Annotated in this window: 16 protein-coding genes; 5 read left to right on the plus strand and 11 right to left on the minus strand. The window is 56.7% G+C overall.

What is annotated here, in order from left to right; all coding sequences use genetic code 11:
- Positions 1 to 412: DUF401 family protein (locus NTW95_15380; GenBank protein ID MCX6558786.1), on the plus strand; the 412-nt coding region annotated here is incomplete at its 5' end.
- 338 nt (positions 413 to 750) lie between these two features.
- Here the strand turns inward: NTW95_15380 and NTW95_15385 are convergent.
- Together NTW95_15385 and rocD are read right to left on the minus strand one after the other, a co-directional pair.
- Entirely contained in the window at positions 751 to 1,683 is a 933-nt protein-coding gene (locus tag NTW95_15385; protein MCX6558787.1) for a hypothetical protein, read from the minus strand.
- Positions 1,683 to 2,894, minus strand: a complete 1,212-nt coding sequence (gene rocD, locus NTW95_15390) for an ornithine--oxo-acid transaminase (GenBank protein ID MCX6558788.1) — start codon at positions 2,892 to 2,894, stop codon at positions 1,683 to 1,685. Before rocD ends, NTW95_15385 begins: the two co-directional genes overlap by 1 nt.
- Positions 2,895 to 3,195: 301 nt before the next feature.
- Between rocD and NTW95_15395 the strand changes: the two genes are divergently transcribed.
- Entirely contained in the window at positions 3,196 to 3,645 is a 450-nt protein-coding gene (locus NTW95_15395) for a CBS domain-containing protein (GenBank protein ID MCX6558789.1), read from the plus strand.
- Positions 3,646 to 3,744: 99 nt separating this feature from the next.
- On the opposite strand, the gene NTW95_15400 is transcribed toward NTW95_15395, so the two are convergent.
- The 9 genes from NTW95_15400 to NTW95_15440 form a co-directional block, all read right to left on the minus strand.
- Complete coding sequence (locus tag NTW95_15400) at positions 3,745 to 4,896, minus strand: gamma-glutamyl-gamma-aminobutyrate hydrolase family protein (GenBank protein ID MCX6558790.1); 1,152 nt, start codon at positions 4,894 to 4,896, stop codon at positions 3,745 to 3,747.
- Between the two features lie 53 nt (positions 4,897 to 4,949).
- Positions 4,950 to 6,218 (minus strand): beta-ketoacyl-ACP synthase II, encoded by a 1,269-nt coding sequence (gene fabF / locus NTW95_15405; GenBank protein MCX6558791.1) that lies wholly within the window; start codon positions 6,216 to 6,218, stop codon positions 4,950 to 4,952.
- Between the two features lie 15 nt (positions 6,219 to 6,233).
- Positions 6,234 to 6,476 carry an acyl carrier protein gene (gene acpP, locus NTW95_15410; GenBank protein ID MCX6558792.1) on the minus strand — a complete coding sequence of 81 codons (243 nt, stop codon included), beginning with the start codon at positions 6,474 to 6,476 and terminating at the stop codon, positions 6,234 to 6,236.
- 17 nt (positions 6,477 to 6,493) lie between these two features.
- Positions 6,494 to 7,234 (minus strand): 3-oxoacyl-[acyl-carrier-protein] reductase, encoded by a 741-nt coding sequence (gene fabG / locus NTW95_15415; GenBank protein MCX6558793.1) that lies wholly within the window; start codon positions 7,232 to 7,234, stop codon positions 6,494 to 6,496.
- Positions 7,227 to 8,270, minus strand: coding sequence for a phosphate acyltransferase PlsX (gene plsX / locus NTW95_15420; protein MCX6558794.1), 1,044 nt, complete (start codon positions 8,268 to 8,270; stop codon positions 7,227 to 7,229). The genes fabG and plsX overlap by 8 nt, the downstream gene beginning before the upstream one ends.
- A gap of 4 nt (positions 8,271 to 8,274) precedes the next feature.
- Positions 8,275 to 8,457 carry a 50S ribosomal protein L32 gene (gene rpmF / locus NTW95_15425; GenBank protein MCX6558795.1) on the minus strand — a complete coding sequence of 61 codons (183 nt, stop codon included), beginning with the start codon at positions 8,455 to 8,457 and terminating at the stop codon, positions 8,275 to 8,277.
- A 3-nt stretch (positions 8,458 to 8,460) separates the two neighbouring features.
- On the minus strand, positions 8,461 to 8,970 hold the full coding sequence (locus tag NTW95_15430) for a DUF177 domain-containing protein (protein MCX6558796.1): 510 nt from the start codon (positions 8,968 to 8,970) through the stop codon (positions 8,461 to 8,463).
- A gap of 110 nt (positions 8,971 to 9,080) precedes the next feature.
- Positions 9,081 to 10,325 (minus strand): pitrilysin family protein, encoded by a 1,245-nt coding sequence (locus tag NTW95_15435; GenBank protein ID MCX6558797.1) that lies wholly within the window; start codon positions 10,323 to 10,325, stop codon positions 9,081 to 9,083.
- Between the two features lie 154 nt (positions 10,326 to 10,479).
- A complete protein-coding gene (locus NTW95_15440) occupies positions 10,480 to 11,781 on the minus strand; it encodes a M18 family aminopeptidase (protein ID MCX6558798.1) in 1,302 nt (433 codons plus the stop codon).
- 146 nt (positions 11,782 to 11,927) lie between these two features.
- On the opposite strand from NTW95_15440, the gene rhaD reads away from it, so the two are divergent.
- From rhaD to NTW95_15455, 3 genes are all read left to right on the plus strand, one after another.
- Complete coding sequence (gene rhaD / locus NTW95_15445; protein MCX6558799.1) at positions 11,928 to 12,701, plus strand: rhamnulose-1-phosphate aldolase; 774 nt, start codon at positions 11,928 to 11,930, stop codon at positions 12,699 to 12,701.
- Entirely contained in the window at positions 12,698 to 13,672 is a 975-nt protein-coding gene (locus NTW95_15450; GenBank protein MCX6558800.1) for a hypothetical protein, read from the plus strand. Before rhaD ends, NTW95_15450 begins: the two co-directional genes overlap by 4 nt.
- On the plus strand, positions 13,669 to 14,177 hold a 509-nt coding region (locus NTW95_15455; protein ID MCX6558801.1), incomplete at its 3' end, for an ACP S-malonyltransferase. The genes NTW95_15450 and NTW95_15455, both read left to right, overlap by 4 nt.

Below are 14,177 nucleotides of genomic sequence, written 5' to 3' on the forward strand. Positions count from 1 at the left end.
CACGGTGCGCAGCCTGCTGGTCATCGCCGCGGTCATCGTCTTCCAGCGCCTGATCGAGGTTTCGGCCGCCTTCGACGTGCTCAAGAACATGGACATCTCCCTGGGCATGGTCGTGCTGTTCATTTTCCTGGTCTCGTTCACCGTTGGTTTTCTGACCGGCATCAACACGGCCTACATCGCCATCGCCTTCCCGGTGCTGCTGCCTCTGATCCAGCACATGCCGAACTACTTTTATCTCGCCCTCTACATCTACGTCATCGGCTACGCCGGCATCCTGGTCTCGCCGCTGCACCTGTGCCTCGTTTTGACCAACGAGTATTTCGAGGCGCCGCTGCTCGAGGTATACCGCTACATGGCGGTGCCGGTATTGATCATGATGACCATCGCGACCACGCTGGTGCTGATACTATAACCAGCGAGTACTCGGTTCACGGTGGACGGTAAACGGTATACGGCAAGAAGGTGCTGGCAGAAATGAAATCGGTATACGGTTCACGGTAGACGGTTTACGGCAAGAAAAAGATAAAAATAAGCATAGAAAATTCCAAATCACAAGCACCAAATCTAAAATTAATTCCAAGTTCCAAATTACAATGACCTAAAAAAAAAGCCCTTCCGATGTTTTTATCTTCGTTTTGGTAATTTGGTCATTGGTGATGGAAACTTATTTGGAATTTGGTGCTTGGACATTGGTGCTTTTTTTACCGTCAACCGTATACCGTAAACCGTATACCGAGCCCAGCTATAGTTTTAGGCAATAATCCCGTTATCCTTCAAGACTTTAAAAAATCTCTGCACGCCCAAGCCGTCGACCAGGGCCTTGCCAACGGCGCCCATTCTCTCGCGGCGCTCCGGAGTAAGCGGCGCGATGGCGTCGCGCAGCGCTTGAACGGAAAAATCGGCCAGGGAGGGAATTCTCACACCTGTGCCCATGCCGGCGCAGGCATCGGCCAGGGTCTCCTGACCCTTGTCCAGGGGCATGTACAGGGCCGGGGTGCCGACGCCGGCCGCTTCCAGGGCCTCCTCGCCGGGCATGATCAGGGCCAGGTCGGCCTCGAAATTGGCGCGCGCCGGGCTTTCGCTTTTGCCGCAGACGTGGATGCCGGGATAGATCTTCATTAGGGTGCGCTTGTCGGCTTTTTTCAGGCTCAACCCGGGCGATATTTTCATCTTGAAGCGCAGGCGGTGCAGCGTGTCGACAATGGCGCGCAAGTCGCGGTAGGGGAGCAGGTCGCCCAGGTGGATGAAAACAAGTTTCGTTGCTTTCCGGTATTTTCGCCTGACCTGGTGGAAATGGCGGAACTTGTGGTGCAAAAGGGCGTTTTCTGTTTGAGCGAATGGGGAGACGGCGACATCGACCGGCTGGCGTTCTGCCTCGTTGGTGACGATCTGGACGGTTTTCAAGCCCGATTTTTTTGCCTTTTCCAGAAGCTTGGTGTCGGGAGCGGAAAACGGAGCGACGTCGAAGACGATCGCCCTAGTGTCGGCCAGGTCGATTTTTGCCTGGTCCTTGGCCAGGATGAAGGGGATGTTTTTTCCAGCCAGGAATTTTGCCGCCCGCTTGTCTTCGCGGGCGCAGACCATGACCCGGTTGCTTTTTTTTAACAGCGAGGCCAAGTGCGCGCAGCGGCGCAGATGCTGCAGCCCGTTCAACGGTGAGACATCGGCCCGGAAAATGACCATCAGACCAGGACTTCTCTGATCTTCTCCATGGCAAAGTCGATGTCGGCCCTGGTGATGACCAGCGGCGGGGCGAAGCGAATGATCCAGTCGTGGGTCTCCTTGCAGAGCAGCCCCTTATCCTTGAGAGCCGTCGTGTACTGGCGCGCCTTGCCGGCCGACTTTTTGAGCACCACCGCAATCAGCAGCCCCTTGCCGCGCACCAGCTTGATTTTGTTGGAACGCTTTTGCAGTTCGCGTAAGCGGGTCATGAAATAGGCGCCGTTCTCGGCGGCGCGCTCGGCCAGCTTTTCGTCGACCAGCACGTCGATGGCGGCCATGGCCACGGCACAGGCCAGCGGATTGCCGCCGAAGGTGGAACCGTGGGTGCCGGGCTTGAAGACTCCGAGCACGCTCTCGTTGGCGGCCACGGCCGAAACCGGCAGGACGCCGCCGCCGAGGGCCTTGCCCATGATGATGATGTCGGGATCGACATCTTCGTACTGGTAGGCGAACAGCTTGCCGGTGCGGCAGAAGCCGGTCTGGATCTCGTCTACGGCCAGCAGGATTTTGTTCTTCTTGGCGATCTTGCCCAGCCCGGCCAGGAAGCCGTCGTCCGGGACCACCACGCCGGCCTCGCCCTGGATGGGCTCGACCATGATGCCGACCGTGTTCTTGTTGACCGCTTTTTCAACGGCCTTCAGGTCGTTGTAGGGAACGATCTTGAAACCCGGCATGTAAGGGCCGTAAAAATCGTGGCCGTCGGGATCGGTGGAGAAAGAGACGATGGTGGTGGTGCGGCCGTGGAAGTTGTCTTTGAAAACGATGATCTCGGCTTTGTTGGCGGCCACTTTCTTGACCTTGTAGCCCCACTTGCGCATGGTCTTGATCGCCGTTTCCACCGCTTCGGCGCCGGTGTTCATGGGCAGGATCATCTCCTTGCCGGTCAATTCGGAAAGCCTCTTAGCGAAAATGGGCCACTTATCGTTATAAAAAGCCCGGGAGGTCAGAGTCAGGATGTCGGCCTGATCCTTGAGGGCCTTGATGACGGCCGGGTGGCGATGGCCCTGGTTGACGGCCGAGTAGGCCGAAAGCATGTCGATATAGCGCTTGCCCTCGGGATCCTCGACCCAAATGCCGTCGGCCTTGGCGATGACCACTTCCAAGGGGTGGTAGTTGTGGGCCCCGTAGCGGTGTTCGATATCCATCAATTCCTGGGAACTGTATTTTTGCATGAAAGCACCTCGTTTTTAGTGTAGGGACGATCCGCCAGGCAAAATGCCGGCGGATTCACCCCTGCCATTGTATCATTTTAAACTTTTTCGTCAATAGAAGAAAAGTAGATAGTAGTCAGTAGTTAGTAGAAAGGCAATTAAGCGAAATGTTCGCTGAGCGGATAAATTTCGGTCAAACTACTTTCTACCAACTACTATCTACTGCTTACTAACTACTTTTATCTCTTCTAATGTTGATTGTTTTTAACGAATTAATTATACTATTTATTCAGGCACCGGAAGCGGACGCCGAGGAGGGAGCATGAAGGCTGAAAAAATCTTGGAAAACAAGGGCAAGGAGGTGTACTCGGTCCATGTCGACGCCATTGTCAACGATGCCATGCAGGTCATGAGCGACAAGAACGTCGGCGCCCTGATGGTCCTGGACGGTCAACGGAATGTCCAAGGCATCGTTTCCGAACGGGATATCATGCGCAGCTGCTACCGCAGCCAGGCCAATGTCAAGGGACTGGCGGTCAGGGAGGTCATGACTCCGCGCGAGAAACTGATCGTGGCCCGGGCCGAGGACGATGTCAACGACCTGATGGCGGCCATGACCCAGAACCGCATCCGCCACATCCCGGTGGTCGACGAACGCGACAAGGTCGTGGGCATGATCTCCATCGGCGATATCATCAAGGCGAATCTCAAGGACAAGGACTACCAGATCCGCCATTTGAAAGATTACATCGAGAGCAAATATCCTTTATAGGGCTTGGTTGACGGTTTAGGGTATACGGTATACGGTGAAAGAGAAGGCCATAAAGCCTTCTTCAATCTTGTTTCGTTTTGATTTTTTACCGTAAACCGTCTACCGTGAACCGTATACCGAGTTCTTTTCTGCCAGCACCTGCTCGCCGAACCACTTCCAAATGGCGCGGTGAAATGCCAGCGTCGGCGGGTTGTCCTGCAGGAAAGACAGGGGGTTGAAATCCGAGGGATCGCCGGTTTTTTGGTGCAGGAAAAGCCCCTTGCGGTAAAGGGTATGGCGCTCGGGATGGAACTGGATCCCCAAGACATTGGGAAAAAGGGAGTGCTCGGCCGCTTCCGCTATCCTGCCGTCCAGTGAGGTGGCGGTCACGCGCAGGCTGGCGCCCAGCTTGCCTATGGCTTGGTGATGGGCCGTGGCCACGAAAGGCCGGTCGGTGCCGGCGAATCCCATGCGGCGCAGGAAAATGCTGTCCCGGCCCAGGCGGATGCGATGGAAGGTCATCCTCAATTCCGCGTCGTTGGGGAAAAGCTTTTCCATGTAGACGCCCGAATGGACCGCATCGGGGCCGGCGGCCAGGACCTCTTGCACCGTTTTCTGGCCGTAGATGTCGCCTGGAATATCCTGGACCAGCGTGCCGCCAAGGGCCACGTTCAGGCTCTGGAGGCCGAGGCAGATGGCCAGGACAGGGAACTCCCGGCGCCCGGACAGGAACGGGACAAACGACGGATTGCGGCTACCGCCCAGCAGATGGAAGAGGAACGATATCTCGTATAAATGGCGCGCCGGCGTCGTCGGCTCGCTGAGCAGGCTGGTACCCTGTCCATACAGCGCCGGCGGAATGTCCATGCCGCCGGTGAAGATGATGCCGCTGGCAGCCGCGAAGATCTCCCTGAATTGCGAGGTCCAGAGATTCTCCTTGAAAAGGTCCGCCATCTCGACCCGGCCGGTGACCTTGCGGAAACGCACCCAATCGACATGCTCGCGCTGGACATAGGCGAAGGCCTCCTGGTAGGCCGCGGCTTCCTCCTCGTTGGCGAACTCGTCCTCGTGATAGATGCCCAGTAAAGTCATCTTTTTCAGCGGGATGATGTCCTTTTCGAACATTTCCACTATGTTCTTGACCTGGAAGAGGGTGGGATGGGTCATGACGATGACCGGCACCCCCGGCAAGGTCAGGCTTTCTGCTTCAGCCGCCGCCAGGGCGAAGGGGAAGAGGAGTAGACAAAAAATGGACCGGCTCAGTTTTTTCATGGATGCTCCTCGGGCGAAAAAATTGGGGGGAGGCTTGCGCCATCCCCCATGGCTTATTCGCTGAATTTTTTCAAGAGCAGGGAAGCGTTGGTGCCGCCGAACCCGAAGGAATTGGAGAGGGCGTAAGGGATGTCCCGCTTGACCCCCTGGTTGGGAGTGTAATTCAGATCGCATTCGGGGTCGGGGGTTTCGTAATTGATGGTCGGCGGGATGAAGGAGTTGAGCATGGCCAGGATGGTGAAGGCCACCTCGGCGCTGCCGGTGGCTCCCAGCATGTGTCCGGTCATGGACTTGGTTGAGCTGACCGCCAGCTTGTAGGCGTGGGCGCCGAACAGGCGCTTGATGGCGTGGGTTTCCAGCTTGTCGTTGAGTTCGGTGGACGTGCCGTGGGCGTTGATGTAGACGATGTCTTCGGGTCGCAGTCCGGCGTCGGCCAGGGCGAGCTTCATCACCCGGTAGGCGCCGTCAGCGTCGGGATCGGGAGCGGTCATGTGATAAGCGTCGCCGGTGAAACCGTAGCCGACGATTTCGGCGAAGATGCGGGCCCCGCGCTTGCTGGCGTGCTCCAGCGACTCCAGTACCAGTATGGCCGAGCCTTCGCCGATGACGAAGCCGTCGCGATCCTTGTCGAACGGCCGCGAGGCTTTTTGCGGCTGGTCGTTGCGGGTGGAAAGGGCGCGCATGGCGTTGAACCCGGCCACGCCCAGCGGCGAGATCGGATATTCGGCCCCGCCGGCCAGCATGACGTTCGCCTCGCCGCGCTGGATGATGCGCATGGAGTCGCCGAGGGCATGGGTGCCGGAGGCGCAGGCGGTGCAGTTGGCCAGGTTGGGGCCCTTGAAGCCAAACTTGATGGAGACCTGGCCGGCAGCCAGGTTGGCAATGCTGGCCGGCAGGAAGAAGGGCGATATCCGATCCGGCCCCTTCTGCATCAAAATTTCCTTGTTGGTCTCGATGGTTTGGATGCCGCCGATGCCGGAGCCGATGTAGACACCGGCTTTTTCCCTGTCGATGGCGTTGAGATCCAGTCCCGAATCCTTGACCGCTTCTTCCGCGGCGATCAAAGCGAACTGGATGAAGGGATCGAATTTCCTAACTTCCTTCCTGTCGAAGTACTGGTTCGAGTCGTAGTTCTTGACCTCGCCGGCGATCTTGCTGGCATGCTGGCTGGCGTCGAAGCGGGTGATCATGCCGATGCCGCTGCGCCCGTTGCTGATGTTTTCCCAGTTTTCGCCTTTGTTTTTCCCGGTCGGGGTGATCAGGCCAATCCCGGTGACGACCACCCGGTGCAAAGGTATGGTTTTGCTGCTAAAAAAAGTCATGTTTTTGAAACAGGACTACTGGGCTTTCTTCAGTACATAGTCGACGGCCGAGCCGACGGTCAGGAGTTTCTCGGCATCTTCCTCGGGGATCTTCAGGGAGAATTCGTCTTCCAGAGCCATGATCAGCTCCACCTGGTCCAGGGAGTCGGCACCCAGGTCTTCAACGAACTTGGCGTCTTCGGTAACCTGGTCTTCGCCAACATTCAGCTTTTCAGCCACCACTGCTTTCACTTTGCCCAAGATTTCATCTTTTTTCATTTTTTCCTCCTTGGATTTTAAATCAAAAGCCCGCCTGAAACGTTGATCACGGTTCCAGTTATATATTGAGCGGCAGGCGATATCAGGAATTGGACGGCCGCGGCCACGTCGTCGGGAGTGCCGGCCCGCTTCAGCGCGATCTGGGCGATGTAGGCTTCCTTGACGCTGTCGGGCAGTTTTTCGGTCATTTCGGTGAGGATGAATCCCGGAGCCACCGCGTTGACGGTGATATTTCGGCCGCCCAGTTCGCGGGCCATGGATTTGGTCAAGGCGATGACCCCGGCTTTTGACGAGGCGTAATTCGCCTGCCCGGCCGTGCCCAGGATGCCGCTGACCGATGCCATGTTGACGATCCGGCCGAAGCGCTTTTTCATCATTTCCTTGGCCGCGACCTGCGAGCACAGGAAAGTCCCCTTGAGGTTGATGTCCAGCACCAGGTCCCAGTCGCTTTCGCTCATGCGTATGGAGAGGTTGTCGCGGGTGATGCCGGCGTTGTTGACCAGAACATCGACCGAACCGAAGGCGGCTACGGCCTGCTTGATCAGTCCTTCGGCGTCCTTGGCGCTGGCGACATCGGTTTTCACGGCCAGAACGCCGGCGCCCGTTTTTTCGATTTCGGCGGCCGTTTTCAGCGCTTCCTCGTATAGGATGTCGGAAACGACGATGTTCATGCCCGCCTGGGCCAGTTTTTGGGCGATGGCCTTGCCGATGCCGCGCGCCGCGCCGGTGATGACCGCCGTTTGCCGTGCATCAGACATTTTTCAACTCCGGTAGCGAAATTTGCGTTTTTTCGATCTCCAGGGAGATCTTTTCCAGTACCTTTTGCGAGATGAATTTGTAGCTGAGGTAAACGGCGTTCTTGATGGCTTTGGCGTTGGAACTGCCGTGGCCGATGATGACGATGCCGTTGACCCCGAGCAGCAGCGCTCCGCCGTACTCGGCGTAATCGAGCTTCTTTTTGATGCGGCCGAGCGAGTGCCTGAGGAAGAAGAAACCGATCTTGGAAAAAATGTTGGACATGATTTCCCGCTTCAGCATCGACAGCATGACGCCGACCACCCCTTCGGAGATCTTGAGGGCGACGTTGCCGGTGAAGCCGTCGGTGACGATCAGGTCGGCTTCGCCCAGGTACACGTCGCGGCCTTCGACGTTGCCGATGAAATTGATGTCGAGTTGCTTGAGCAGATTGTGGGTGGTCTTGGTCAATTCGTTGCCCTTGACCTCCTCCTCGCCGATGTTCATCAAGCCGATGCGGGGATTCTTGACGCCATACACGTTTTCCAGGTAGACCTTGCCCATCAGGGCGAATTGCACCAGGTTGTGCGGTTTTGAATCGGTGTTGGCCCCGACGTCGACCAGCAGCGAATTTCCCTTCAGGGTGGGGATCATGATGGCCAGGGCCGGGCGGTCGATGTTTTTAATCGTGCCCAGGACGGTCTTGGCCAGGGCCATGACGGCGCCGGTGTTGCCGGCCGACACCATGGCTTTGGCCTTGTCGTTCTTGACCAGGTCGATTGCTTTTTTGATCGATGTTTCCTCGCGTTTCCGCCAGTAGGAGAGAAAATGCTCCTTCATGGAAATTTCTTCCAGGGCATCGATGATCTCCAGGCGGTCGAGGCGGACGTTGCGATATTTTTTCAGTTCCTTGTTGATCTCTTTTTCTTTGCCGACCAGTATGATCTTGAAGCCGTCATCGCGCTGGTTTTCGCGAATGTAGTCGACCACGCCTTCGATGACGATGGCGGGCGCGTCGTCGCCGCCCATGGCGTCAACGGCTATCTTTACGGTTTCCATCGAATCAGGCTTCAGCACCCTTGACGATCTGTTTTCCCTGGTAATAGCCGCAGTTGCCGCATACGCGGTGGGGCAGCTTGGGTTCGCTGCATTTGGGGCAGACCGACAGTCCCTCCACCTTCAGCGCGTGGTGCGACCGCCTTTTATTCTTTCTGGCATGGGAATGTCTCCGTTTCGGTTGGGCCATTGTTCACCTCTTTACTTTTTCGAATAAAAACTTGATTTCATTTTTGGACTGGTCGCAGGGGCAGGCGCTGCGGTTCAAATTGGCGCCGCAGCCGGGGCAGATCCCCTTGCAGTCGGGGCTGCAGACCGGTTTGAAGGGAATGAAAAGGTTGACCTGTTCGATCAGGATCTTTTCCAGGTCGATCTGGTCGTTTTCAAAAAATATGTATTCCAGTTCTTCCTCATCCAGGGACGTGCTGCGTATATCCACCAGTTCCTTGGGAAAAAGGATGATATCGAAACGGGAGTTGATCTTGAGCTCGAACTGTTCCAGGCAACGGACGCAGACCAGGGAGATGGCGGTCTTGATCTTGCCCTGGGCCTGGATGCGCTGGTTCTCCCTTTTAAAAAATATCTGATAGTTTAGGCCCTCGACGAAAAAACTCTCGTCTTCCAGCAGACGGGCGCTGTCCAGATCGATGGTGTCGTTGAGCGCAAGGCCTTGTTCAGCAATTCGGTTGACGTTGATGATCATTGGTTTCTCTTTTTCCAAACCAGATAAACAAGTTCTTTTTTATACCATATTTTCACGGCCCTGTCAAACGGCTACGGCGCCGGCTCATGAAATCGGGAGCAGCTCGGGTTTCACCAGGCCGGGGCGGCGGCGGGCTTGCCATAGGTGAACAGCGCGGCCCGATCGAGGTCCAGGTACTGGCGGATAAAACCGTTGATGCTATCGCAGGTCGCGGCATTGACTTCGGCGATGATGGCGGCCACCGACTGTTCTTTTTTGAAGTACAGCTCCTGGTTGGTATTGAAGCTCATCTTGGACACGTTGTTTTCCAGGCCGAGGATAATGGACGATTTCATGTGGTCCTTGGCCCTTTCCAGCTCGTCGGCGCGGATCCCCTCCTCCTTCAGCCGTTCGATCTCGGATTTGACCGCTCGCAGGTAAGCCGCGAGATTTTCGGGTTCGATCACGGCGTAGATGATCTGGATGCCGCATTCCAGGTAGGAATCGATGAAGGAGCTCACCGTGTAGGCCAGCCCCTTCTCCTCGCGGATGCTTTGAAAGAGGCGCGAACTCATGCCGGCGCCCAGGATATCGTTCATGACCATGAAGCTGTGGCGGAAAGGCGACAGCAGCGAGATGCTGTCCAGGGCAATGATCGCGTAGCATTGGCCCAGGGAGTCGTTGCTCTTGAAAAAACGCCGCGACTGGAAGCCGGCTTGGTCGAAGGCAAGGTTGCGGACCGGCCGGGCCGGGAAACAGCCGAAGAAATCGCCCGCCAGTTCGACCAGGTCGCGGTGCTCGATGTTGCCCACGGCTGATAGCAGGAGGTTTTCCGGGGCGTATTGCCTCCGGTAATAATCGAAAACCTGGCCGTGCTGTAGCCGGACCACCCGCTTTTCGCTGCCGCCGATCGGGTAACCGAGGGCGTTGTCCTCGTAGATTTTTTCGTAGAATGTCTCGAAGGCGTTGCTTTCGGGATTGTCTTCGGCTTCCCTGACCTCCTGGATGATGACATTCTTCTCCTTGGCAAACTCTTCCTCGGGAAAGGTCGAGTTCAGCACGATGTCGGAAAGGAGGTGAAAGGAGTCGGCCAGTTTTTCATCGATGGACTTGATGTAAAACTGGGTGATCTCCTTGCCGGTGAAGGCGTTGAGCCTGCCGCCCAGGCGGTCGGCCATGTCGGCGATCTGCTTGAGGTCATAGTTCTGGCTGCCCTTGAAGATCATGTGCTCGATCAGGTGGTGAATGCCGTTTTCCTCTTGTGTTTCGGCGCGGGAACCGCTTTTCAGTGTGTAGCTGAGTGCGAAGGAGGGAAATTCGGGGAATTTTTCCGATATGACGGTCAATCCGCAGGGCAATACTGTTTTTTGGACCATGGATGTCGTTCTCCTTAGTCAAACTATAGGTTTCGTAGGTTCTGGAAGGTAACGAAACCTATCTAGTTTGACTATCCCCGAAGGGGATGCACAAATCAATCCCTCACCTGATGGTTCAGGATGATTTGAAGTATACCAACACTTTCGTTTTTGGTCAATCTTTAAAAAATTCCTTAAAAACCTTGATCATGTGCAAATGATCGATTGTACCGGACATTTCGCGGATGGAATGCATGGAGAGCATGGCGTTGCCGACGTCGACCGTCGGTATTCCCAACCCGGCCGCGACGGTGGGGCCGATGGTGGAACCGCCGGCCATGTCGGTGCGGTTGACGAATTTCTGGAAAGGGACGGTGGCTTTCTGGCAGAGCAGGATGAAAACGGCGCTCGATTCGGCCGTGGTGGCGTATTTTTTCATGGCGTTGATCTTGATTACCGGGCCCTGGTTCAGGTGGCAATGATGCTCTTTTTCGTATTTGTCGATGTAATTGGGATGGACGGCATGGGCGCCGTCGGCCGAAATGAAGAACGAGCGGGCCAGGGTGCGGAAAAAGTCCTCCGCTTTCTGCCCGCCGGCCGCGACCAGCCGGGTCAACACGTCGCGCAGAAAGGACGATCCGGCCCCGTTGGCCGAGGTGGAGCCGATCTCCTCGTTGTCGTACAAGACGATGACCTGGGTGGCGACACCGGCTTCGCTCTTTAAAAATGCGGCCAGGGCGGCCTGGCACATGGCCAGGTTGTCGATGCGGCCTGAGATGATGAATTCGTCTTCGAGGCCAGCCAGGGTTCCCTGTTGCAAATCGAACAGCCCCAGTTCCCAGTCGACCAGGCGGTCGACCTCCACTCCCAATTCCCTTGCCAGCAGGTTTTCCAGGCATTTCTTGTCCGGGGATTCTCCGGCAATGCCCAGGATGGGGGCCAGGTGCTCCTGCTTGTTCAGCACCAGTCCCTGATCGTTGACCTCGCGGTTGAGATGGATCGGCAGCATCGAAATTCGCAGCACCGGCTTTTTCATTTTCAGCAGCATGGTACAGAGGTTGTCCTGCTTGTCCTTGATCACCACCTGCCCGGCCATGCCCAGGTCGCGGTCGAGCCATGTGGCCAGCAGCGGCCCGCCGTAAACCTCGACTCCCAGCTGCTGGTATCCGCCCTTGAGCATCAGTGCATGAGGTTTAAGGCGGAATCCGGGCGAATCGGTATGGGCGCCGATGATCTTGAAACCGCTTTCCAGTGGCGGTTTTTTGCCCATTTTGATAGCGATAATCCCAGATTCTTGCCTTTTAACCATCATCCGGTCGCCGGCTTTGACAAGCCAGGCATCCTGTTCAGCACATTTGCGGAATCCCGCTTGCAGGAGCCTGGCTTCCACTTGGCCGGCAGCATGGGCGGCGGTCGGGCTTTGTTCGATGAATTCGAGCAGTTCACACGCACTTTGCTTGAAAATTTCTTCTATCATGGGTTTTTCCTTGACCTTTTGGCGATTATAGGCGGGCGGTGATGGGGTGTCAAGTTGTAGGGGCGAAAAATTTTTCGCCCCTACGGACACAAGGCCATCTTGACTGCCGACAGCAAAAACGTTACACTCACGTAAAAGGAGTATCAATGATCTCGTTGCTGGAGGAAATCGGGGAATTCAGGGCCGTTGCCAGGGTGCTGTACGACAAGGGCTGGGCCGAAGCCAGCGCCGGTAATCTGTCGCTGCGCCTGTCGGAGATTCCCCAACCCATGGGCTGGCTGACGCCCGATGCCGAAAAGGTCCATTCGACCGACATGGACATGAGCGGCCTGAGCAACGACTTTTTTCTGGTCACCGCCAGCGGCAGCCGCATGCGCGATATCGCCGCTGAACCAGAAAAAGGGCTGTGCCTGATCAAGGTCATAGACCAGCGGCATTTTTGGCTCATCGAAGGCAGCGCCAAGGTGAGCAGCGAATGGCCGACCCTTGCCGGCTTGCACGTCCTTTTCAAGAAAAACCGGGATGACGAGCGGGCCGTGGTTCATTGCCATCCGCCCAACCTGGTCATCCTCAGCCACATGTTCAGCAGTGAGCGGGAGATGAACGAGCGCCTCTCGCGCATGCAGCACGAGACGCGCCTTTTCGTCCCGGAAATGCTCGGCTTGATCCCCTATGCCGCCAGCGGCTCGCAGTCGCTGGCCGACGCCACCAGGGAAAAATTGCGAAAATTCCGCCTGGCCCTTTGGGACAAGCATGGCGTCATCGCCAGCGGCCGATCGCTGAACCAGGCGCTGGACCGGATCGAGATCCTGGAAAAGGCCTCGGACATCTACCTGCGCTTGCGGAGCATGGGCATCGAGCCCGAAGGGCTGAGCGATGAACAGCTCGCGACGGCCAGGAGCGCGTTCGAAAAAAAATGAAAAAGCCCTGCGCCATCGCGGTGTTCCTGCTGTTTTCGTTGATCGCCAATGCCGGCGCCGTTGAATTGCGCTACTGCCTGGAATACCAGATTTGCGGCAGCGCCATTTCACGGCTGCTGTTTTTTTTCCCTTTGCGCATTTACTACGATACTTCGCTGGCGGCTTACTTCACCGCAGCCACCAGCCCCGACGGCAAAACCAGTTTCGTGCTTGAAAAAATCCCCCGCAGCGCCTATTTGCTTAGGACGCTCGGTTTCAGCGGCAAGACGCTGGCCATCCTCAGCGCCGACATGGAAGAGGCCAGGGCCAAACTTTATCGGGAGAACATCCTCGCCCAATGGCAGAAAGACGCCCCCGAATTCGCCAAGCGGGTAAAAAACGTCAAGCAATTTCCTCATCTCCTGATTAAAACCGGCGATGCGGGGCTGAGTTTCAGCAGGGACAGCGAGGGCCGGTACGGCGATTTTGCCTTGAACCTGGAAAACCGCTACGTATATCATCCGGCCCGGACCGGGATCTTTTTCAACATTTTCCCCATGCTGGGGGAGCTGCTGGAGATGCTCAACCACCCGTTTTTGCCCGGGATGGGGATCGCGCAAGTACGCCAGTTTCCCGTTGCCTGGGACGGTGATGCGCTCGATTTCTCAGCGCCCATGAACCGCCTGGGCGGGCAATTGGAAAAGATAGTCAGGTCACTGGTCACTGTCGAGCAAAAATTTCCTTTCCGCCTTAAATTCCGGGTGCACGAGAATGGCCCCGAAGCGGTGGAAATTTGCGGCGAGGCCCATCCCGACGTTCCGCTCTGGAAAAACTTCATGATCAGGGAGGCTTTCCGGCGGGTGAGGCTGCGGCTGGCCGACGGGACGCTGCTGCTGGATGAAATATGGGTCGGAATTCGCAATAACAAAGGCCAGGGCGGTTTCGGCCGCCTGCAGCTCAGATTAATCGATCCGCTGGAGGAGAACCGATGAACGACCACGCGTTTTTATTTCCCGGCCAGGGTTCGCAGGCGGTGGGCATGGGCCGCGACCTGTTCATGGAAAGTGAATTCGGAAAAAAAACATTCACCCGGGCCGACGAAGTCCTGGGCTATCACCTTTCACGCATTTGTTTTGAAGGGCCGGATGAGGAGTTGAAGCTGACGGCGAATACCCAGCCTGCTCTTTTGACGGTTTCGTATATTTTGTACAACTTGTGGCAGAAGGAGCCGCGCCTGGCCGCCGGGCACAGCCTGGGGGAGTATTCGGCCTTGCTTTGCGCCGGGGTTTTCAGTTATGAGGATGCCCTTATCCTTGTCCACAAACGGGGAACCTATATGCAGGAAGCGGTTCCGGTGGGCAAGGGAGCCATGGCGGCCCTGATCGGCGCCGATATCGAAGCGGTTCGGCAGACCATTGAAGATGTGAATCGTGAGCTCGCCGGAATCCCCGTTGACCCGGCCGGGGTACGGCGGGTGGTCAACCTGGCCAATTGGAA

Source organism: Candidatus Aminicenantes bacterium (genome assembly GCA_026393795.1).
Lineage (GTDB): Bacteria > Acidobacteriota > Aminicenantia > UBA2199 > UBA2199 > UBA2199.